The sequence below is a fragment of the Shouchella miscanthi genome (assembly GCF_007725405.1).
Taxonomy (GTDB): Bacteria; Bacillota; Bacilli; order Bacillales; family Bacillaceae_D; genus Shouchella; species Shouchella hunanensis.
Window position 1 is genome coordinate 1,027,654 of sequence record NZ_CP042163.1, and the last position, 20,165, is coordinate 1,047,818.

At 37.1% G+C, this 20,165-nt stretch carries 17 protein-coding genes and 10 pseudogenes; 26 read left to right on the plus strand and 1 reads right to left on the minus strand.

All coding sequences use genetic code 11. From position 1 onward, the window contains the following. Positions 1–8 precede the first annotated feature (8 nt). The 8 genes and pseudogenes from FPV17_RS04905 (at position 9) to FPV17_RS04940 (ending at position 7,422) form a co-directional block, all read left to right on the plus strand. A complete protein-coding gene (locus FPV17_RS04905) occupies positions 9–434 on the plus strand; it encodes a WapI family immunity protein (RefSeq protein ID WP_055735635.1) in 426 nt (141 codons plus the stop codon). Between the two features lie 120 nt (positions 435–554). Further along, positions 555–1,187 (plus strand): annotated as a pseudogene (locus tag FPV17_RS04910) (RHS repeat-associated core domain-containing protein); the annotation flags it as partial. 85 nt (positions 1,188–1,272) lie between these two features. Further along, positions 1,273–1,932: a hypothetical protein gene (locus FPV17_RS04915; RefSeq protein ID WP_144558347.1), complete on the plus strand. Its 660-nt coding sequence runs from the start codon at positions 1,273–1,275 to the stop codon at positions 1,930–1,932. Positions 1,933–2,093: 161 nt separating this feature from the next. Then, positions 2,094–3,275: pseudogene (locus FPV17_RS04920) on the plus strand (RHS repeat domain-containing protein); the annotation flags it as partial. Positions 3,276–3,319: 44 nt separating this feature from the next. Then, complete coding sequence (locus FPV17_RS04925) at positions 3,320–4,012, plus strand: DUF7003 family protein (RefSeq protein ID WP_144558349.1); 693 nt, start codon at positions 3,320–3,322, stop codon at positions 4,010–4,012. Positions 4,013–4,327: 315 nt separating this feature from the next. Continuing rightward, on the plus strand, positions 4,328–5,005 hold the full coding sequence (locus tag FPV17_RS04930) for a DUF7003 family protein (RefSeq protein WP_144558350.1): 678 nt from the start codon (positions 4,328–4,330) through the stop codon (positions 5,003–5,005). Between the two features lie 252 nt (positions 5,006–5,257). Then, positions 5,258–6,517, plus strand: a pseudogene (locus FPV17_RS04935) (RHS repeat domain-containing protein); the annotation flags it as partial. Between the two features lie 47 nt (positions 6,518–6,564). Continuing rightward, the gene (locus FPV17_RS04940) at positions 6,565–7,422 is read left to right on the plus strand and encodes a hypothetical protein (RefSeq protein ID WP_144558352.1); all 858 of its coding nucleotides are present in this window, start codon (positions 6,565–6,567) and stop codon (positions 7,420–7,422) included. A gap of 323 nt (positions 7,423–7,745) precedes the next feature. Here the strand turns inward: FPV17_RS04940 and FPV17_RS21755 are convergent. Further along, positions 7,746–7,859 (minus strand): annotated as a pseudogene (locus FPV17_RS21755) (transposase); the annotation flags it as partial. Positions 7,860–8,037: 178 nt separating this feature from the next. On the opposite strand from FPV17_RS21755, the gene FPV17_RS04945 reads away from it, so the two are divergent. From FPV17_RS04945 to FPV17_RS05030, 18 genes and pseudogenes are all read left to right on the plus strand, one after another. Beyond that, positions 8,038–8,787, plus strand: coding sequence for a hypothetical protein (locus tag FPV17_RS04945; protein ID WP_144558353.1), 750 nt, complete (start codon positions 8,038–8,040; stop codon positions 8,785–8,787). A gap of 289 nt (positions 8,788–9,076) precedes the next feature. Then, a pseudogene (locus FPV17_RS22365) lies at positions 9,077–9,154 on the plus strand (polymorphic toxin type 8 domain-containing protein); the annotation flags it as partial. A 90-nt stretch (positions 9,155–9,244) separates the two neighbouring features. Continuing rightward, positions 9,245–9,622, plus strand: coding sequence for a DUF2750 domain-containing protein (locus FPV17_RS04955; RefSeq protein ID WP_144558354.1), 378 nt, complete (start codon positions 9,245–9,247; stop codon positions 9,620–9,622). Positions 9,623–9,735: 113 nt separating this feature from the next. After that, positions 9,736–10,119, plus strand: a pseudogene (locus FPV17_RS04960) (RHS repeat domain-containing protein); the annotation flags it as partial. Between the two features lie 20 nt (positions 10,120–10,139). Beyond that, the gene (locus tag FPV17_RS04965; protein ID WP_281284344.1) at positions 10,140–10,349 is read left to right on the plus strand and encodes an HNH/endonuclease VII fold putative polymorphic toxin; all 210 of its coding nucleotides are present in this window, start codon (positions 10,140–10,142) and stop codon (positions 10,347–10,349) included. Positions 10,350–10,351: 2 nt separating this feature from the next. Then, entirely contained in the window at positions 10,352–11,179 is an 828-nt protein-coding gene (locus FPV17_RS04970; RefSeq protein ID WP_144558357.1) for a hypothetical protein, read from the plus strand. A 181-nt stretch (positions 11,180–11,360) separates the two neighbouring features. Then, positions 11,361–12,290, plus strand: a pseudogene (locus tag FPV17_RS04975) (RHS repeat-associated core domain-containing protein); the annotation flags it as partial. A 7-nt stretch (positions 12,291–12,297) separates the two neighbouring features. Then, positions 12,298–12,870 (plus strand): hypothetical protein, encoded by a 573-nt coding sequence (locus tag FPV17_RS04980; RefSeq protein ID WP_144558359.1) that lies wholly within the window; start codon positions 12,298–12,300, stop codon positions 12,868–12,870. Between the two features lie 11 nt (positions 12,871–12,881). Then, complete coding sequence (locus FPV17_RS04985) at positions 12,882–13,337, plus strand: SMI1/KNR4 family protein (protein WP_038477502.1); 456 nt, start codon at positions 12,882–12,884, stop codon at positions 13,335–13,337. A 79-nt stretch (positions 13,338–13,416) separates the two neighbouring features. Then, positions 13,417–14,559 (plus strand): annotated as a pseudogene (locus FPV17_RS04990) (RHS repeat-associated core domain-containing protein); the annotation flags it as partial. Positions 14,560–14,585: 26 nt separating this feature from the next. Next, on the plus strand, positions 14,586–15,179 hold the full coding sequence (locus FPV17_RS04995) for a hypothetical protein (RefSeq protein ID WP_144558361.1): 594 nt from the start codon (positions 14,586–14,588) through the stop codon (positions 15,177–15,179). Between the two features lie 397 nt (positions 15,180–15,576). Then, positions 15,577–16,164, plus strand: a complete 588-nt coding sequence (locus FPV17_RS05000) for an RHS repeat-associated core domain-containing protein (RefSeq protein WP_246117133.1) — start codon at positions 15,577–15,579, stop codon at positions 16,162–16,164. 14 nt (positions 16,165–16,178) lie between these two features. After that, the gene (locus tag FPV17_RS05005; protein WP_144558363.1) at positions 16,179–16,556 is read left to right on the plus strand and encodes a hypothetical protein; all 378 of its coding nucleotides are present in this window, start codon (positions 16,179–16,181) and stop codon (positions 16,554–16,556) included. An 83-nt stretch (positions 16,557–16,639) separates the two neighbouring features. After that, a pseudogene (locus tag FPV17_RS22195) lies at positions 16,640–17,188 on the plus strand (RHS repeat domain-containing protein); the annotation flags it as partial. A 12-nt stretch (positions 17,189–17,200) separates the two neighbouring features. Further along, positions 17,201–17,947: a hypothetical protein gene (locus FPV17_RS05015; RefSeq protein ID WP_144558364.1), complete on the plus strand. Its 747-nt coding sequence runs from the start codon at positions 17,201–17,203 to the stop codon at positions 17,945–17,947. 257 nt (positions 17,948–18,204) lie between these two features. Next, positions 18,205–19,071, plus strand: a complete 867-nt coding sequence (locus FPV17_RS05020; protein ID WP_246117134.1) for a DUF4240 domain-containing protein — start codon at positions 18,205–18,207, stop codon at positions 19,069–19,071. 88 nt (positions 19,072–19,159) lie between these two features. Continuing rightward, positions 19,160–19,498: pseudogene (locus tag FPV17_RS05025) on the plus strand (RHS repeat-associated core domain-containing protein); the annotation flags it as partial. A 194-nt stretch (positions 19,499–19,692) separates the two neighbouring features. Beyond that, positions 19,693–20,004 (plus strand): hypothetical protein, encoded by a 312-nt coding sequence (locus FPV17_RS05030; RefSeq protein ID WP_144558366.1) that lies wholly within the window; start codon positions 19,693–19,695, stop codon positions 20,002–20,004. Positions 20,005–20,165: the final 161 nt, after the last annotated feature.

The window sequence follows — 20,165 nt, forward strand, 5'->3', positions numbered from 1 at the left end:
AGTATGATATGTCTTTAATCAGAGACGAATTTTTAGAATTTGAACTTACCCCTAGAAAATATTATGAACATGGAGAAGATCCATTTATTGTTTCAAGTTGTAAAATAAGTGATCAAGATAAAGTTATCTTTAAAGACTTTTCTGTACATCTTTTAGAAAGCGAATATAAAGAAATAGTCAGGGGGTTACGTAAATTATTGGTAGGTTGGTCTAAAGAGTTTCAATTTGAATCAGTTGAGCCATTATTAAGGCTAACTTTTTCGAGAATGAAAAAATCAATTATAGTAATTGTTGAAATACTTCATGTGACAGAAAATGATATAGAAGTTGTAAGAGAATTTCAATTAAGAGGTAGTAGTGATTTATTGAAATTATTTAAGAAAGTGCTTCAAAAAGAATTAAAGTTGGTCGAAGATCCCTCCAGCTTACCGTAACAAATTTAGGGATTTTATCAATTTGGTTTTTCGTATGTAAGAAATTATTCATTTTGTAAGTCCGCATGAACGTGCGGGCTTATGTTTCTTTAATAGAGAAAATTAATTAAACGGTATTAAGAAACCGGCATGTACTACCTCATGGCCCGCTACTACGAGCCAAAGCACGGCGTGTTCTTATCCCTAGATCCAGATCCAGGCGATGAAGACGACATCATTACGCAAAACGGCTACACGTATGCGAATAACAATCCGGTGATGTTAGTTGATCCGGATGGGCATTACTTCTGGCTAGCGGTAAACGCAGGATTTGCCGCATATGACGGATACAAAGCGTATAAAGCAGGTAAGGGCTGGAGAGGTGTTGGCGGTGCAGTTGCGTCAGCATTTGGACCAGGGAAATATGTTAAAGGTGCGAAAGCGGCGCTAGGTTTTGCGAAGAAGGTGCACGGTAATAGTAAAAAATCAAAAAAAATTCACCATGGCTATAAAATTGTTGATTCTAAGACTGGTAAACCTGCAAAAGTAGGAATTAGTGGTGGAAAACTTAATAAAAACGGTAGCTCCAGAAGAGCAAATAGTCAAATGAATAGGCTAAATAAACAGGTTGGTTATAACCGTTATAAGGCTGTGGTAATAAAGAAGAACTTGAAAGGAAGAGAACGTGCTCTAGCATGGGAACGTGGAAGAGTTTCTGGAATTAAAAAAGCCAGTGGTGGTAAAAGGATGTCTCACCATAGTCGCCCATGGTAGCAAGGTCCACATAATTCTATTGGCGTGTCCTTCATAAGTTGATAAGAGGACACACCAATATAAGATAGACTATAGGGGTGTAGCAATGTATCTAAAAAATATTGTGCTGTGTGATGAAAGCAACGAAACTAAAATAAGTGTAGAGTCATTATGTATAACTGAAATGTTTCAATGGGAGCTAAAGAAAAAAATTAAGACAAATAATATTGAAGGAGTTTTTATCCATTGCGGTAATTATAAAGAGATATCAATTCTTAGAGAAGAACAAGAAGAGTATAGCGTGTTAATGCCTAAAAAAAGTCTAGATTTATTATTGCCCTTTAACAAAAAAGAGTACAATCTAGCTTCAAATGAAAAGAAAAAAGAATTGTTAACTGAAGCATTAGTCAGAGGTGTAAACTTTTTAATTAAAAATAAGCAATGGGATGCAGAATATATTGAAGGCGCATTTAAAAGTATGTATAAGAAAAAATTTATTCATCACTTTAGACCGTGGAAAAAGACGCCATCTCCGAATGCTAATTACAAAGCATATCCAATGTTAAAATTTGAACTAGATTACTTTGAATTAGAAATTGTTATTGAAGCAAGGGGTAAAATTGTGCTAAAAAAGTTAATAAAAACGATTGATCCAGACCTTTATAAATTGTGGTACTATATGAAAGAATTACGGTGGATAAAAAATGATGAGGTTGCATTATACACTAGAGCGCACAAAGAAACATATATGAGTGTAAAGATTTAATAATAGGAAGATAATGCAAATGAAAAACTAAGCTTATGTTCCAGCTAAAGAATATTGCGCGTTTTCAAACGAACGTGGCTGGCGCTAAGATTGTTTCATTAACAAGCAATATGGAGTCATAAATACAAAGGTCCGCATAAAAATGCGGGCTTTTGTTAATTAAGGTGTTTTTTCACGTACGGCCCCTTGACCAGCTCATGAGCGAAACGTTACGCGACGGCACGAAAAACGAATTCACGTATGACGGCTTCGGCAACCGAACGTCAGTCAAAACAACAAAAAATGGGCAAACAACCGAAACAAAAGCAAGCTATAATGTCTATAATCAGCTGACAAGCATGGGCAACGAGTCGTTTACGTACGATAAGAACGGCAACCGACTAACAGACGGCACGTACAGTTACACGTACGATGAAGACGGACGCCGCATTCAAAAAGCGGTTGGTTCCACCATTACCAACTACCATTACGACGGTGACAGTCTCAACGTCCTTTATGAAACGAACGGTTCAAACGCCGTGACAAAGTCGTACACGTACTCCGACGCAGGTCAACTCGTCGCGATGAAAAAAGGAAGCGTCAAATACTACTACCACTACAACGCTCATGGCGATGTCATTGGTATCAGTGACAAAGACGGCAACCGACTCGCAACGTATGAATACGATGCGTGGGGCAATCCGCTGAAAGCCGACGAACCCGCAGCGGTCAAAGACAACACGTACCGCTATGCTGGCTACCAGTACGATCACGAAACCGGCATGTACTATCTCATGGCCCGCTACTACGAGCCAAAGCACGGCGTGTTCTTATCCCTAGACCCAGATCCAGGCGATGAAGACGACATCATTACGCAAAATGGCTACACGTATGCGAATAATAATCCGGTGATGTTAGTTGATTCCGATGGGCATTGGGTATGGCTTGCGGTAAACGCAGGATTTGCCGCATACGATGGATACAAAGCGTATAAAGCAGGTAAGGGCTGGAAAGGCGCTACTTGGGCAGCCGCATCCAACTTCGGACCAGGAAAAGTGTTCAAAGGTGCGAAAAAGGCGTTAGGGTTTGCGAAGAAAGGTAAAAAATATTTTAAACCAGGAGCATACGCTAAAAAGTCTATACCTGCAAGGAGTACAAGTAGTAGATTAAATAAAAAAGAAAGGCGGGTGCTGAATAAAATAGGAGATAAATATGGTTGTCACTCTTGTGGTATTAAAAATCCAGGTACTAAGTCGGGAAACTGGATAGGGGATCATCAGCCAGTCACTGCCCTAAATCAATATCGCAAAAAACAAAAATTATATCCTCATTGTAAAGCATGTTCTAGTAAGCAAGGTGGGTAAGCTAGTGCTTATTCAAGAAAAATGAATAAACGTAGGTGATAGTAATGTGTTCAAAAAATCTAAGTGTGTTTGAGGTTTTGGATAACTCAATTAAGGCAGGAGACATAAGTTTATTAGATAATTTTAACTTTGATTTTGCTAAAGGTAAGCTTTCTGTATTTGTGAATGAAAATCATTGGTTAATTACATTTCAATTTCTGGGAATTTCAAAATTAGGGCCAAGCATTGATGTGCAAATTGTTGGTACTGATGTAACTAGCGGTAGTGATGGAATCTTGTGGGAAGAACCTTTTATTTTTTTAGACAAACAAGGTAACTATATTGACATTGAAGACGTAGAGGCTGGTTTTACGAAAGATAACTTTGAAATTTCAGTGAGAGATAAGACATTTAATTTTAAAGTCGGAAAAGATCTAAAAGAACGAATTAATGACAAGAATGAGTGGATAACTGCATTGCGTGAAATGGTAAAGAACAAGAATTTTTTAGAGTTGGTATGGTTAACTGAAGAGGAGCAGCTTGAACAAGCTGCTTTATCTTCCAGTTATTATTGTATATATTCAACTGAAAATTGGCCCCATCCTGTAAGTGATACTGATTCAACACAAAATTATTCTTTTTTCAAATCTGTTGCTCATGCAATCTCTAAGAATAATGCAGACTATATAGTGGATAATGAAGAAAGTAATACTTATTGGGAAATATGGGAAAAATTCGATTCTGTTAATTTTTGGTAATTTCAATTACGCAAGCTATTTAAAGGCGTTTGTCAGAATCAGTTTGGAGTTTTGTTATTTACAGGTGTGTAAGTTAAGCTTTGTATCTCTTTATTGTTTATTGTAAACTGTATAAGGGTCATATGGCTTGCCTTATGGTATGTTTTTATTGGTATAAAAACAGTGTACCGTATCGTGCTTGTCATATGACCTTTTTACACATTTAAATGGACTCTACCCAGTTTCATCAAAAAAAACAAAATTTAATGTTTATAATTAGTTAAAAATCAAGATCTGTAGTGATTTAATATTTTTAGATAAGGGAGAGCTTAATTGATGATTCGTGCTGAAGAGGTACTCGAAATATTAGATAGAGAATTTGATGAATTTAATCGACCGATTTTTGAGTGGAGATATACTAATTATATTGGTAGTAGGTGCAGTATTATTAAATTAAGTAATGATGGATGGGTAATTTTAATACAGTCATTTCTTTTAAATAATAAGGGACCGTTCATTTCTCTCGACATTTACAGTAATTCACTATCAAAATCTTATAAATCTGTTAATGTGGGAGTTAAACTAAAAGATAGGTTTGGACTTGAAATAAATTATAAGCATAGTGAGGTTTCTGAATTATTGAAAATGGACAAAGTTAGCTTGATAAACAAAATCTACAAAGTTAATCAATTTGCACCTCCAACTAATAATTTGAAAGGTGAAAATAAAGAAAAGGTCCTTACATCTTTTTTCAGACATTTATTTGATACTACGTCTTTAAGTGATTGCCTATGGTACAAACCTAATGAATTACTTAAAGAGATTGGTCTAAATAGCAAGGTCAAAACCTATCTTGAAATTGACGAATGGGAATATCCTGATTATTTGACCGATGCAAGTGAGTCAAAATCATTTCAGTCCTTTGTAAATTTTCTTGAAACAGGTGAAGTACCAGTGGATTTAGGAGAAATAAATAGTGGATGGGAGCAATGGAAAGAGTTTGACATAAATTAGTAGTAGCGTAAAACAACACTTCCATATTGGCGATGGTAAGGGTAAAATAGGTACTAAAAAACATGCTGAAATATGTGTAATGATAGAGTGAAAGAAGATGGTTACTAATTCAATTAATTTGGAAGAATTTATTAATAGTTGGCTACCTGAATAGAATACTGTTTGTAATGATTAAATTATTAAATTCTGTCGTTTAAAAGTAAAAGTAAAGGTCCGCATGAAGATGCGGGCTTTTGTTAATTAAGGTGTTTTTTCACGTACGGCGCCCTTGACCAGCTCATGAGCGAAACGTTACGCGACGGTACGAAAAACGAATTCACTTATGACGGTTTCGGCAACCGAACGTCAGTCAAAACAACAAAAAATGGGCAAACAACCGAAACAAAAGCAAGCTATAATGTCTATAATCAGCTGACAAGCATGGGCAACGAGTCGTTTACGTACGATAAGAACGGCAACCGACTAACAGACGGCACGTACAGCCACACGTGGGATGCAGCCGATCAAATGACCGCTGTCACGAAAAAAGGCGAAACGAAGCCATTCGTCACATACACATACGATGAAGACGGACGCCGCATCCAAAAAGCCGTTGGCACAACGATGACCAACTACCATTACGACGGCGACAGCCTCAACGTCCTTTATGAAACGAACGGTTCAAACGCCGTTACAAAGTCCTACACGTACTCCGACGCAGGTCAACTCGTCGCGATGAAAAAAGGAAGCGTCAAATACTACTACCACTACAACGCTCATGGCGATGTCATTGGCATCAGTGACAAAGACGGCAACCGACTCGCAATGTATGAGTACGATGCTTGGGGCAACCCATTAAAAGCTGACGAAACCGCAGCGGTCAAAGACAACACGTACCGCTATGCCGGCTACCAGTACGATCATGAAACCGGTATGTACTACCTCATGGCCCGCTACTACGAGCCAAAGCACGGCGTGTTCTTATCCCTAGACCCAGATCCAGGCGATGAAGACGACATCATTACGCAAAACGGCTATACGTATGCGAATAATAATCCGGTGATGTTAGTTGATCCGGACGGGCATTACTTCTGGCTAGCGGTGAACGCAGGATTTGCGGCATACGATGGATACAAAGCGTATAAAGCAGGTAAGGGCTGGAGAGGCGCTGCTTGGGCAGCCGCATCCAACTTCGGACCAGGAAAAGTATTCAAAGGTGCGAAAAAGGCGTTAGGGTTTGCGAAGTCAGGTAAAAATTTCAATTGGAGGCATATTAAAGAGGATCATGGCCCGAAATCGAGAAAAAAAATGCCTAACGGATCCCCGAAAAGCAAATTTAAGAGCATAAGGTCACTAAAAAAGACTACACGTGCTACAGGGCGTGCTCCAATTGCTTACAGACAGAGTGACGGAAGGACGGTACATTTTAAGAAATTCAAGAAACCAATTGGCAGGAATACACGAGGTAAATTGACAAAAACAGTTAAAGTAGTAAAAAACGGTAATTTTGTAGTGGCTAGTTATCCTTATTAAAAATATGAGAGAGAATTTAATTCTCTCTCTGCACATAGGTGAAAACATTGAAAAATAATATTAAAATAGAGATGTCCGATTTAGGTATTGATTATCAAGATAACAGTTATTTAAATCTGAGTGATAATAAAATTGTAGTTCTTACAAATGTAGAAGAAAATCAAATTGTTAGAACAAATATCATGATTCATAGCTTAAATGGTGAGATATTAGAGAAACATCAACTTTGTTTCGAAAAAAAAATAATGATTTGTATACCATTTCAGAACAATCTCATTCTCGTAGAAGATGTCGATTATGAAGATTTTGTCCCTAACATAGAACCAAACGTATTAATATGGAATACTGATAGAGGAGTAATAAATAAATTCTTTGGAGGAAGATTTATTAATTCGTTAGCTGTAGATTTAGACAATTCAATATGGATTGGTTATGATGAGATGGGTATCTTCTCATGCTTAAAAAATGATATTAGTATGAGAGGAATAAATCGATTTCACGTTAATGATAATTTAGTTTCAATCGGTCAAATAGATGCAGCTATGGATCTTATAGATTCCTACAGTTTTACATATATAAATCAGCGCAAGATTTTCGCGTGCTATATGTCGAAAGGAAACTATAATGTTTGTGAAATAAATGAAGGTGGATTAATTGTAAATAAGGAAATTTTAAGTTTCGTTCCTGTTTCTTTATTCATAGAAAATGATATAAAGTATTATTTCTATAACGATTCTGATGGATACATTAGAAAGGTTGCAACTAATAATGATGATTCATTTAATTTGATTGATTCAAATGACCATAAGATTATAAAATTCTCATATGTTTTTTCTCAGGGAAGAAACTTGGTCGGTGTGGTAAATGGGAGATTATTCTCTTTGAAAATTCAGTCAGAAAAATGATGAATTAATATTATTTAATGATAGTGGACACTAATTTATAGTAGACGTCTTAAAAGTAAAGTCCAGATCTCTGTTTAAAATCACGATACACTGCTTTTATAATTTGTTTAGGTCTGTCTAAAAATATCATCCTTTATCCGAAAATGAAAACACTCACTTCAAGTAATATTCATTACATAGCGCCGATGGACGCATTCCCTGGGCAACGCCTCAACTCCCTCGAGGAAACCACACTTGGATTTTCAGACTGTTGCTGTTCCCAAGGGAGTCGCCATCGGCGCTAATGAGTGAGACATGAGCGAAGAATAAGGTTTACATACACCCTAGTTCCATTCACTATATTTTCTAGAAGAGCCAATCCAGTTTTCATGGATGTCCATGAGTACTGCACCGATTAAACGATTTGCGGACGCCTAATTTGGAAAAATACGAATGACGAATGGGATTATGTTCCGCCAAAGGATTACGAGACGTTTTCAAACGAACGTGGCTGGCGCTAAAATTGTCTCATGAACAAGCAATATGGAGTTACAAAGTCCGCATGAACGTGCGGGCTTTGGTAGCTCATTTTGTATTTGAGGACTACTGTCTAAAAGACTTTAAGGGGAAGCTTTTATGGCAAATGTAACAGTTACTATAGGGGAGGTGGACGTCTACTTTCCAGAAATTGATAACAAGGACTATTGGATTTATGAAGATTTTGCTGAATTGTTTTCTACAGAAACAACGGTTGAAGCAGTGAGGCTCTTAAAAAAAGAAATTAAACAAGCTGGTATTAAAGGTCGAATAATCATTGATGATGAGGCAGACGGTGCTTCTATCTCCACAAGAAAAGGCGAGACCATGCTGGCAGTGGTACTGCTTATTAATCAATTAATAGATGTGTCTTTTTCACATGATGAACAAGTTTTGCAAGAAATAAAAGATCGAATGAAAAAGCACAAAGTACCAAAAGCGCAGTCTTTTGAAATAGGAAATATTTTAGCTATTCCTCTAAGAAACAACCAATATGGACCTGCACAGTTAATAGAGATAAATGAAAATTATGGTCTAGTATGTTTATTCTTTGACGGGACGTATGCATCCATTGAAGAAATGAAGAGGGAAATGAAGCTTACGAGGGAAAATGTATTTGCAGGAGCTACGTTTTCAGATACTTCCGTTTTAAATTATTCTTTTCAAGTGGTTGATCGGGAACGAGAAATCATTGGTAAAGTTATTCACAATGGTAGGAGAAATCGGTTGGTTGAAGAAATTTTAGCTGATGTAAGCGTAATTGAGCTATTTGAGGATAGGATTAATGGTACTGTAAATGAAGAGCTAGAATATAACATGAGGAAATTAAAGTATATAGAATGGTTATAAGAAACTTTATTAATTATAACTAGCTTGACTAGATCGACAGAATGGCCCGCATGAACGTGCGGGCTTTAGTAGCTCATTTTGTATTTGAGATCTACTATAAAGATGACTACAGCTCAAGCAATGCTTAAGCAGGTAAAGGCTGGAAGGTTGTTGCTTGGGTAGCTGCATCCGACTTCGGATCAGAAAAAGTATTAAAATGTGCGTAAAGGCCTGGGGGTTTGCGAAGGGTGCAGGTAGACAAGGAAAGCATGCTAAATTAAAGTCTTTGTAAAACGATAGAGTACCGAAGGGGCATGAGTTAGCTCACAAAAGAGGGCATGAGGCAAGAAAGGGTTCAAGTTATAAGCAAATTATAAGAAACCATAGATTACAACACTTTCATGATGGGTACGGTAAAGGTAAAACAGGTACTAAAAGATGGAAATATAGAAGAAATGAAAGGAGAATTCTATGCTCTATGAATAAGTTAGAAATTGAAAAAACCATGCGAATGAATTCACAAAAAAGATATGAGTACTTTATAAAAAAGGTTTCTGATTATGAAGAAGTATGGTCTCTAAGAAATGAACAGGGGTGGGTGACTTCAAAATTAGATAATGGAAGTACAAGCTTAAATTTTTGGCCCACAAAAGAACATGCTGAATTATGTGCAATGAAAGAGTGGAAGAAGACAGTTGCTGTTTCAATTGATTTAGAAGAATTTATTGATAGTTGGCTACCTGGAATAGACAACGATGGAGTCAGTGTTTCAATTTTTTTTAACAATAAAGATTCTATTACTGTTCCCGTAAAAGAAATTTTAAACGATTTAGAGCAAGAATTAGAGAATTATTAAGTTATACTAATCATTTATGATGGAATACTGTTTGTAATTATTAAATTCTGTCGTTTAAAAGTAAAAGTAAAGGTCCGCATGAAGATGCGGGCTTTTGTTAATTAAGGTGTTTTTTCACGTACGGCGCTCTTGACCAGCTCATGAGCGAAACGTTACGCGACGGCACGAAAAACGAATTCACTTATGACGGCTTCGGCAACCGAACGTCAGTCAAAGCAACAAAAAATGGGCAAACAACCGAAACAAAAGCAAGCTACAATGTCTATAATCAGCTGACAAGCATGGGCAACGAGTCGTTTACGTATGATAAGAACGGCAACCGATTAACAGACGGCACGTACAGCTACACGTGGGATGCAGCCGATCAAGTGACAGCGGTCACGAAAAAAGGCGAAACCAAACCATTCGTCACGTACACATACGATGAAGACGGACGCCGCATTCAAAAAGCGGTTGGTACAACGGTTACCAACTACCATTACGACGGCGACAGCCTCAAGCGAAAAGAAGGAGTGGGATACCGGTAAGTTCACAGCCCACTAAAGTTACTGGAGCTAGATACAAAAGAGGGAACCATATGCCTGGTAAAACTTATCATTTTGGGAAAAAGAAAATTTTATGGCACCCTGCGGGACATTATTATGGAGTTGGCTCAAAACAAAATAGGGGAAGGCATTTTAACGATTCAAAGAAAAATCATTACAATTACTATAATTTAAGGTGGTAGCAATGAAAATATGGACAGAATTTCGGGATCGTATATTTAAAAGCGATGTTTATGTTTTAGGGAATAAAATTTTTACTGAGAAAGATTTTCACGATTATTTAAATGAGGCGGGACAAGTCTTATCAAAGTTTATAAAGGGTTATTCTCTATATGTCATTGTGGACTTAGAAATCGACCGGCCAACAAAAGTTCAGCAAAGAAAAACTATATGGGCATCAATAGAAGAAGATTTGGAGCGTTTCATTGATTCTAAAGGTGAAAGTCATTCAACCCTAATTAATGATACGCTTTATTTACGCGGTGTGTTCACTTTTGAAGATTTTTCTTTAATGGATCAGTTAGACTTTATTTTTTCCGACGTCCACACTTACACATTACTTTTCTCTAGAGATCCTTTACATAAAGTTGATACGGACTTAAAAAGACAAATGAGCTGCTTGAAAGATTGCTGTGGTAAGAAATTACCTTCTGGCGATGAATTAACGCTCACTGCCATCACCTATGAAGATGAGTATGATCTAAAGTTAACCTTTGGTCATAACGTACAAGTTGAAGTAGATAGCTTAATAAGACAAACGGATTCGGAACAAATATTTAATATATTGTTAAGAAGTGATCTATATCAAGCTGGAGATGCAATTTCTGTAAACATGATTAAAGGTATAGATTCTATAAATAACTTTCTTTTTCTTAGAGAGGAAGAACCATATTTGTATGTTGTTGATATGGCTTCAGAGGATTATGAATGCTATCGCTTGGAAAAAGAGCATATTTTTGATGAATGGGAATTTGTGGGGAGCTTAAATGAATTTATAAAGAAACAAAACTAACCTAAGAAAATTCTTACCATTAAAGCATTTAGAAGAACTGATGAATACTTTTGTTTCCGTCAAAGGATTACCAGACTTTTTCAAACATACGTGGTTGACGCTAAAATATGTCTCATTAATAAGCGATATGAAGTTACAAAGTCCGCATGAAGATGCGGGTTTTTGTTAATTAAGGTGTTTTTTCACGTACGGCGCTCTTGACCAGCTCATGAGCGAAACGTTACGCGACGGCACGAAAAACGAATTCACTTATGACGGCTTCGGCAACCGAACCTCAGTCAAAACAACAAAAAATGGGCAAACATCAGAAACAAAAGCAAGCTATAATGTCTATAATCAGCTGACAAGCATGGGCAACGAATCGTTTACGTACGATAAGAACGGCAACCGACTCGCAACGTATGAATACGATGCGTGGGGCAACCCATTAAAAGCTGACGAAACCGCAGCGGTCAAAGACAACACGTACCGCTATGCTGGCTACCAGTACGATCACGAAACCGGCATGTACTACCTCATGGCCCGCTACTACGAGCCAAAGCACGGCGTGTTCTTATCCCTAGACCCAGATCCAGGCGATGAAGACGACATCATTACGCAAAACGGCTATACGTATGCGAATAATAATCCGGTGATGTTAGTTGATCCGGATGGGCATATCGCTTGGTTGGCAGTTAATGCTGGATGGGCAGCAATTGATGGATATAGAGCATACAAAGCTGGAAAGGGTTGGAAGGGTGTTGCTGGTGCAGCTGCATGGGGATTTATTGGCGGCAGTAAATTTAAAGCAGCAAAGAAACTCTATTCTAGTGCAAAAATAGCAACACAAAGAAGATCGGCAGTTCGGAATGCTTGGAAGCAAGAGAGAGATATGATTATAAGAACGGGAAAAGGAACAAGAAACTGGTCAAATAAAAGGAAGGCTGAGATTGTTAACAAGGGCAAGGCCAAAGGAATGATTGGGCATCATATAAATAATGTAAGACATCATCGTGATATGGCAGGAAACCCAAATAATATACGATTTGTTAGTAGAAAAAAACATTACAGATTGCATAATAACGGGAGGTGGTGGAAAAAAACTACCGGTAAGTTAATTAGAAGGAGGTAACAAATTATTGAAATTTGAATCGAAAATTCTATCATTAAATTCAATATATGAAAATGATAAAAAAATCTTGAGATCAGGAACTATATTATTTGGAGAATTGCCTGAAGGCACAGGCTGGCATTCAAAAATTAGGAGCGGTTTAACTCATGAAGAGCTTAATGATCTTGAAGCAAATGTCTATACAATACAAGGGAAAATGCCGTATAGTTTTAAAATTTTTTTAGGCTATACAAACGGTGCGTATCTATTTGACCTTATTAATATTTGTGGACTAGATCTATATGAGAAGGGAATGTCTCTTGAAGAGGAGTTGCAGCAACCTAGAGATATAGCAGACTTTGCAAAAGATATAATGCTAGATAAACGAGGCCCAACACTTTTGAAAGACTATTACTTCTTTGGGGAATCTTTTATAAATGGAACCGTGTTCGCATTTGATAAAGAGGAAAAAGTAATTGAATTTAAAGAAGGCAGCTTGAGAAAAATTCGTGAATTTGAAAATCTGGATGTTTTGTTGGATCGAGTTTTTGAAGTGGGAAAGGAACATTATGAAAATCGTATGTTTATTGATTTTTCATAAGGATGAGTCGTATGAATAAAAAGTTGACAAAGCAACTAGATCGAATTGTAGGTAGTGAAAACTACGAGTTAAATGAAGGAGCAACAATCGAACAAATCCATGCTTGGGAAGAATGTCATAAACTCTCTTTACCAGAAACGTATAAAGAACTTCTCTTGACAGGGAACGGTGGAGATTTGGATGGTCTCATACTAGCAGAATTATACGATGAACATAAAGCGTATAACCCAGAAAAAGATCTCTACATCGAGCCTGTCATAAAGACCATGTATGCAGAAGTAACAAAGGATAAGCATCTGATAATTCTAGCAATGGAATCATTTGGAGATTTGTATTTCCTTCACGTTGATAATGAGTTCGTATACCATTGGTCTCATGAGACAAATAAAGTGAAGAAGAGATGGAAAGGCATAGAAGGTTTCTTAAAAACGTACCTTGACGAAGACGAAGTAAAACTGTTTTTTTAAACGCTATAAAATGTCGTTTATAGAACGTGCCCGCATAAAAATGCGGGCTTTTGCTAATAAGAGTGGTTTTTAAGTACAATCCGCAAGCTATAATGTCTATAATCAGCTAACAAGCATGGGCAACGAGTCGTTTACGTACGATAAGAACGGCAACCGACTAACAGACGGCACGTACAGCTACACGTGGGATGCAGCCGATCAAATGACCGCTGTCACGAAAAAAGGCGAAACGAAACCATTCGTCACGTACACGTACGATGAAGACGGACGCCGCATTCAAAAAGCGGTAGGCACAACGATTACCAACTACCATTACGACGGCGACAGCCTCAACGTCCTTTATGAAACGAACGGTTCAAACGTCGTGACAAAGTCGTACACCTACTCCGACGCAGGTCAACTCGTTGCGATGAAAAAAGGTAGCGTCAAATACTACTACCACTACAACGCTCATGGCGATGTTATTGGCATTAGTGACAAAGACGGCAACCGACTCGCAACGTATGAATACGATGCGTGGGGCAACCCGCTGAAAGCCGACGAAACCGCAGCGGTCAAAGACAACGCATACCGCTACGCAGGCTACCAGTACGACCATGAAACCGGCATGTACTATCTGATGGCCCGCTATTACGAGCCAAAGCACGGCGTGTTCTTATCCCTAGACCCAGATCCAGGCGATGAAGACGACATCATTACGCAAAATGGCTATACGTATGCGAATAATAATCCGGTGATGTTAGTTGATCCGGACGGGCATTACTTCTGGCTAGCGGTGAACGCAGGATTTGCGGCATACGATGGATACAAAGCGTATAAAGCAGGTAAGGGCTGGAGAGGTGTTGGTGGTGCGGTTGCGTCAGCATTTGGACCAGGGAAATATGTTAAAGGCGCGAAAGCGGCGCTAGGGTTTGCGAAGAGCTATAAGCTCTCTAGAAAGAAATTAGCTACTCCTGTAAGGTCGTCATCTGCATACAGGAATGTAACTGAAAAAGGATCTAGATTAAAAAATATACAAACTAATACTTCTAGAAGGAATTTCGAAAAAAATCTAAGAAGAAATGGCTACAAAAAATCTATACACAACAAAGGTGTTATTTCTATGACTAAGGGAGGAAGTAGGTATACAATTAGAGGTTTCTCAAAATCAACAAAAGGACCGACAGCAGAGTTCTTTTCTAAGGGAAGCCGCAAAGCTTCAATGAAAATTAGATTAAAATAGAAGTAACGAAGGGAGTTATACTTTAATTGAAGGAATATTTCATAAATGATAAAACAGTATTTGAAAAACAAAAAAAAAGGATTACAACCTTTTTAGATGTAAGAGAAGAATTTCCAAATCAAATACTAAAATTAGAAACTTCGTTGTATCTTTTTAACGAATTTGAATGGGTTCTATCAGAAGACGGTTGGAACTCTATTAAAAGACTTTCAGAAGTATCTAGGGATAATACTATTTATATTTCAATGGTTGATGACTGGGATTACGTCGATGAAACTTTTGAAAAATATGGATTTTACTTCATGGCTAAATTACCTACCTCAATTTCAGGAGTTGAATTTGAAGAAATATTAATAGAAGACATTGGTAAGACCAATGACTCTCTAATGATTGTAGTAAATAAAGCAGTAATCTATCCTGAATCATTGGAATGGGTAATTTATGTAGAAAGAGAACATGAACTAGGGGTACTGGCTATAAATAATCATCATCTCAAGGAAAAACACGGAAAAGACTGGCTTCCTTTAGGAGAAGAAATATTTGATCTGATATCTGTTGTATTTCGCAATCAAACTGTACCACCTTGTTTTAGGTCAACCTTAGAAAAAAATTATAGATGACACTAATTTGACAATAAGACGTCTATTAGCTCATTAAGGTCGTATATGTTGTTAACAGACAGCCATTCTTAGAAAAATGTCCCTTAAAATCTTCCTAGAAAAGGGCAAAGATTTTTATGAACATGTTGTAAAACATCTAGAGGCAATGCCGAAGGATGATGAATTCAAAGAGTTGTTGACACTAGCAGCGAAAGCGTTTGAAGAAAAGACGGGGGCCAAATAGGATTATGTTCCATCAAAGGATGACGAAACGTTTTCAAACGACCGTGGCTGACGCTAAAGTTGTCTCATGAACAAGCGATATAAAGTTACAAAGTCCGCATGAAGGTGCGGGCTTTTGTTTCTTTAATAGAGAAAATTAACTGAACGTTATTAAGAACCCAGCATGTACTACCTGATGGCCCGCTACTACGAGCCAAAGCACGGCGTGTTCTTATCCCTAGACCCAGATCCAGGCGATGAAGACGACATCATTACGCAAAATGACTACACGTATGCGAATAATAATCCGGTGATGTTAGTTGATCCGGACGGGCATTATGTTTGGGCTTTAGTAGGTGGAGCTATTGGAGGAATAAGCTCTTATAAAGCAGCGAGAGCAAAAGGTGCCAGAGGTTGGAAATTAGTAGGCGCAACAGCTGGCGGTGCTGCGCTCGGTGCTGTAGGTGGGATTGGATTAAAAGCAGCAAAAGGTTGGTACAACACTGCACGTCATTGGAATAGGGGAACGTTCAAAACTAGTAGAAGTTCATTAAACTATCACCACCGCAAACATGTTGTTAAGAATAATAGATCTTATAGTAAAAAGAGATATACTGATATGTCTAGAGCTTTTTATAGATCTAATAAAGATAGAAGAGAACCCGTAGTGTTATCCAATAAGAAAAAAGGATATAAAATAAAAAATGGAGCAAAAGGAGGTTATTATTTGAGAAACGGAAAAACTGTAACCTTTTGGAATAACAAATGGAGGAAGAGAAGATAGACTGGAGGAATATGTTGTCTAAATTTAAATCATTTGATAAAAAAAAAATAAAGTATAGGTTATTAGGCTTAGATAAGTTGTTAAAAGATCTTCCTTATCCTTCAGAAATTCAGTATATAGAAAGAGAAACTAATTATGATGAAGGAGATTTTTATCTTTGTTCCGCATTGGTTGTAGGTAGTATGGATTATATACTGTCCGGAAGAAGAGTTCGTAAAAAGCAAATGGATTCTTTAGTAAATTGTAGCTTTCTTCAAGAAATGTTAGAGGTGTCTTCTAAGAACAACTTTGTTGAACTTAATTATTATCTATTATTACTTGAAGAATCAAGGAATTTAATGATAGATGTTTCTAAAAATAAGCAAAAACCTAGAATGGGATTTGAAAATTAAAAAATAATTGAACTGTATTTCATTTGTAAGTTATTTCTAACAAGTGGAATGCAGTTTCTTTAACCCAGTTCTAAGAAACCAGCGTGTTCTTATCCCTAGACCCAGATCCAGGCGATGAAGACGACATCATTACGCAAAATGGCTATACGTATGCGAATAATAATCCGGTGATGTTAGTTGATCCGGACGGGCATTGGGTATGGCTTGCAGTAAACGCAGGATTTGCGGCATACGATGGATACAAAGCGTATAAAGCAGGTAAGGGCTGGAAAGGCGCTGCTTGGGCAGCCGCATCCAACTTCGGACCAGGAAAAGTATTCAAAGGTGCGAAAAAGGCGTTAGGGTTTGTTAAAGGTATTAGGGCTCAACGCACAAATACTATTTATCTAAGAACAAATAATTACACAGGGAAACAATATGTTGGTCGCTCAAAAAGGTTTGAAAAAAGACAGAAGGAACATGCAAAAGGTGATAAAAATAAATATTCATATAAGGTATTACAGAAAACAAAACCAGGCAGACAGGCAAAGCGATACGAACAAAAATGGATTAATCGTTACGGGGGCGTTGGTAAATTGGAAAATAAGAGAAATGAAATAGCAAAGAAAAAGTGGCGAAAATATAGAGTGTAAAGGTGAAGCTAAATGGACAAATCTTTTCAATTTGAAAATATAACAATTCATTTTCCTGATGCAGTTATAAATGAATTCTGGTTTAGGGTAGATGCCGCTGAAAAATTAAATACTGAGACAACAGAGGAAGCTGTCCGTTTAATTAAAAAAAGAATGAAATTACAAGGTATAAGAAATGTCTTTGTAGACCCAGAGTCGGATGGCGTGTCTTTCTCTAGTAAAAGTGGGGAAAAGATATTTGAGCTAGCGGCAATAGTTAATGAAATGGTTTCCTCGAAACCATTTCATTACGAAGAATACCAAGCGTTGTTTAGAGAAGAAATAACAAATTATGTGCCGAAAAAAGGACAATCATTCACGATTGGCGATTTTGTTATTGTGCCAATAAAAGATGCTTATGGTATTATGCAAATTATTGATAAACATGAAGGAGATGCAATTTGCATTTTATTTAATATTTTCTTTAAGTCTGAAGCAGAACTAAAGTCTTTTGATGTGAATCTTTTTACTCAAGATAACGTATTTTCTGCTATAGGGTTACAAGATTGGTTTCTAACAGATTACACATTCAAGGTACTAAGAAAAAATGCAGAACCACTAGCAAAGGTTATTTATAACAATAGAAGAAATCGCTTAATTGAAGAATCTGTGCCCGGTTTAATAATTGGAAATTTATTTCAAGAAAAGTTAGAAAACGAAAGTTCTGAACAGATATTAAAAAACGAAAAAAAATTAAAGAATATTGAGTGGTGTTATTAATAATTTTGTTAAAGAAGTTCTTACTTTAATTTTGGACTTTTATTGATAATTAACAACGTATCAAACTGAAATAGATTTTGCTATGCTCACTTCAAAATGGACACTTAAAAAGTGAAAACTTTGGAGCGAGCATGTTTAACGAGAATATTAATAAGCCGCTGTTAATGAAGTGTATAAAAAAAGAGAAATTACATTTTGTGACAGGGAAAACACAAAAGACCAATGCCTAGATACAAGCGATAAAAGGGGAGTGACTTATGGACTTTAAGCAAGGAGATATCTATGCTTATCAGTTACCAAACGGTTATTACTCAGTAATGAAAGTATTAGAGTATAATCCGAAAAAGAAGAAGGAAGGAATATTATTTATATTGACCAGTTATTTTGACGATATCCTTCCCAACTTAGACGATGAGCGAATTGATTTACCTTATGAGAAAGATTATCGAGCTGTAGCAGAGGAAATTGATGTCGATGATTTAATTTTCGTAGGGAATAAGCAATTAAATGAACAAGAATTAGCTTTAGTGATAAAAGGAAGAAGAACGATGGGGGGGGGTTCACTATTTTATTTTCTGATTGAACCGTACAGGGATTGGTTAACTATTCATAACCCAGAAGAAAAAGAGAGGTTTTTCAAAGAGTTACGAGATAAAGAGTTTGAAGAAAATAAAAAAATAATAAGCCCCCTCCCTAGCAAAGCATTTTGGGAGATTATCAGTCTGATTGATTTAGAAGCAGATGATCCACTGGAAAAGGCGAGAGATAAGCTTGCCTTCACGACAGAGAAGCAGATCAAACAGTTTGAAGAAGCGCTTGCGCAGACACTATACAAGCTTGATACAGAAAAACATGCAAGGTCTATTGGTGAAGCGGCTTACGTGGATGAGGAGACATTTTTTTCGCCCGATTTCTTTCTCTATGCGCGCTGTCTCGCTGTCGCAAAGGGCAAAGATTTTTATGAACATGTTGTAAAACATCCAGAGACAATGCCGAAAGATGATGAATTCGAAGAATTGTTGACACTAGCAGCGGAAGCGTTTGAAGAAAAGACGGATGACGAATGGAATTATGTTCCGTCAAAGGATTATGAGACGTTTTCAAACGAACGTGGCTGGCGCTAAAATTACCAAGCGATATGGAGTTACAAAGTCCGCATGAACGTGCGGGCTTATGTTTCTTTAATAGAGAAAATTAACTGAACGGTATTAAGAAACCGGCATGTACTACCTCATGGCCCGCTACTACGAGCCAAAGCACGGCGTGTTCTTATCCCTAGACCCAGATCCAGGCGATGAAGACGACATCATTACGCAAAATGGCTATACGTATGCGAATAATAATCCGGTAATGTTAGTTGATCCGGATGGGCATATCGCTTGGTTGGCAGTTAATGCTGGATGGGCAGCAATTGATGGATATAGAGCATACAAAGCTGGAAAGGGTTGGAAGGGTGTTGCTAAAGCTGCCGCCAAAGGAGCAATTGGTGGAAGATATGTCAAAGGTGCTAAAGCGGCATATAGAGGTGCAAAATCATCAAAGCAGTACAGTCAATTAAAGGAACATTATAGACAAGCCCAGAAATATGGCAAAGGCGGTCAAGAAATAATAAGAAAAGAAATTGTTATGAGTCAGTAACTCATAACAATAAGGTAAATCAAGTCAGAATTATGAAAGGTAATAAGAAAGTACACTATAGATTTAATGGAAGAGGAAAGCTTATAAGTAAGTGGTGAGGTGTATAGATGGATTTATATTTAGAAAAAATTAAAAAACTACTTGAGGAAGCTCTGAGAGATGAAATTACACATGTATATTTAGTAGATGAATGTGAAAGCATACTATTTCTTGAAAGTTCAATGAAGATCAACGATAACTTAAAAGAGAGAGAAATAGATTTATTGCAGGAAATCTCTTTGGAGTGGATGATGTATATACAAAATACAGTAAATCCATCAATCTTAAAGCCAGGAGTTGACTTGATCTGGTTAAAAATTCCAGAGGAATGGTTGTTAAACTGGTTGAATCAGATTCAAAGGTTTCAGCTTAATGATTAATCCCAAATCCCCAAACGATAAATATATTTTTAGAGTTTGTAACGTATTAAAACTTGACTGAGACTGAAATATTCTAGTGGAAAAGTACTATAAACATAGGAAGTCCGCATAAAAATGCGGTTTCTTGCTAATAAGAGTGGTTTTTAAGTACAACCCTCAAG

Bases quoted from the DNA above. Each gene is read 5' to 3' on its own strand.
- FPV17_RS05015 (WP_144558364.1), top strand. From the start codon at position 17,201: ATGGACAAATCTTTTCAATTTGAAAATATAACAATTCATTTTCCTGAT.
- FPV17_RS04970 (WP_144558357.1), top strand. From the start codon at position 10,352: ATGAAAATATGGACAGAATTTCGGGATCGTATATTTAAAAGCGATGTT.
- FPV17_RS04930 (WP_144558350.1), top strand. From the start codon at position 4,328: ATGATTCGTGCTGAAGAGGTACTCGAAATATTAGATAGAGAATTTGAT.
- FPV17_RS05020 (WP_246117134.1), top strand. From the start codon at position 18,205: ATGGACTTTAAGCAAGGAGATATCTATGCTTATCAGTTACCAAACGGT.
- FPV17_RS04955 (WP_144558354.1), top strand. From the start codon at position 9,245: ATGAATAAGTTAGAAATTGAAAAAACCATGCGAATGAATTCACAAAAA.
- FPV17_RS04915 (WP_144558347.1), top strand. From the start codon at position 1,273: ATGTATCTAAAAAATATTGTGCTGTGTGATGAAAGCAACGAAACTAAA.
- FPV17_RS04905 (WP_055735635.1), top strand. From the start codon at position 9: ATGTCTTTAATCAGAGACGAATTTTTAGAATTTGAACTTACCCCTAGA.
- FPV17_RS04925 (WP_144558349.1), top strand. From the start codon at position 3,320: ATGTGTTCAAAAAATCTAAGTGTGTTTGAGGTTTTGGATAACTCAATT.
- FPV17_RS04945 (WP_144558353.1), top strand. From the start codon at position 8,038: ATGGCAAATGTAACAGTTACTATAGGGGAGGTGGACGTCTACTTTCCA.
- FPV17_RS04985 (WP_038477502.1), top strand. From the start codon at position 12,882: ATGAATAAAAAGTTGACAAAGCAACTAGATCGAATTGTAGGTAGTGAA.
- FPV17_RS05030 (WP_144558366.1), top strand. From the start codon at position 19,693: ATGGATTTATATTTAGAAAAAATTAAAAAACTACTTGAGGAAGCTCTG.
- FPV17_RS05000 (WP_246117133.1), top strand. From the start codon at position 15,577: ATGGCCCGCTACTACGAGCCAAAGCACGGCGTGTTCTTATCCCTAGAC.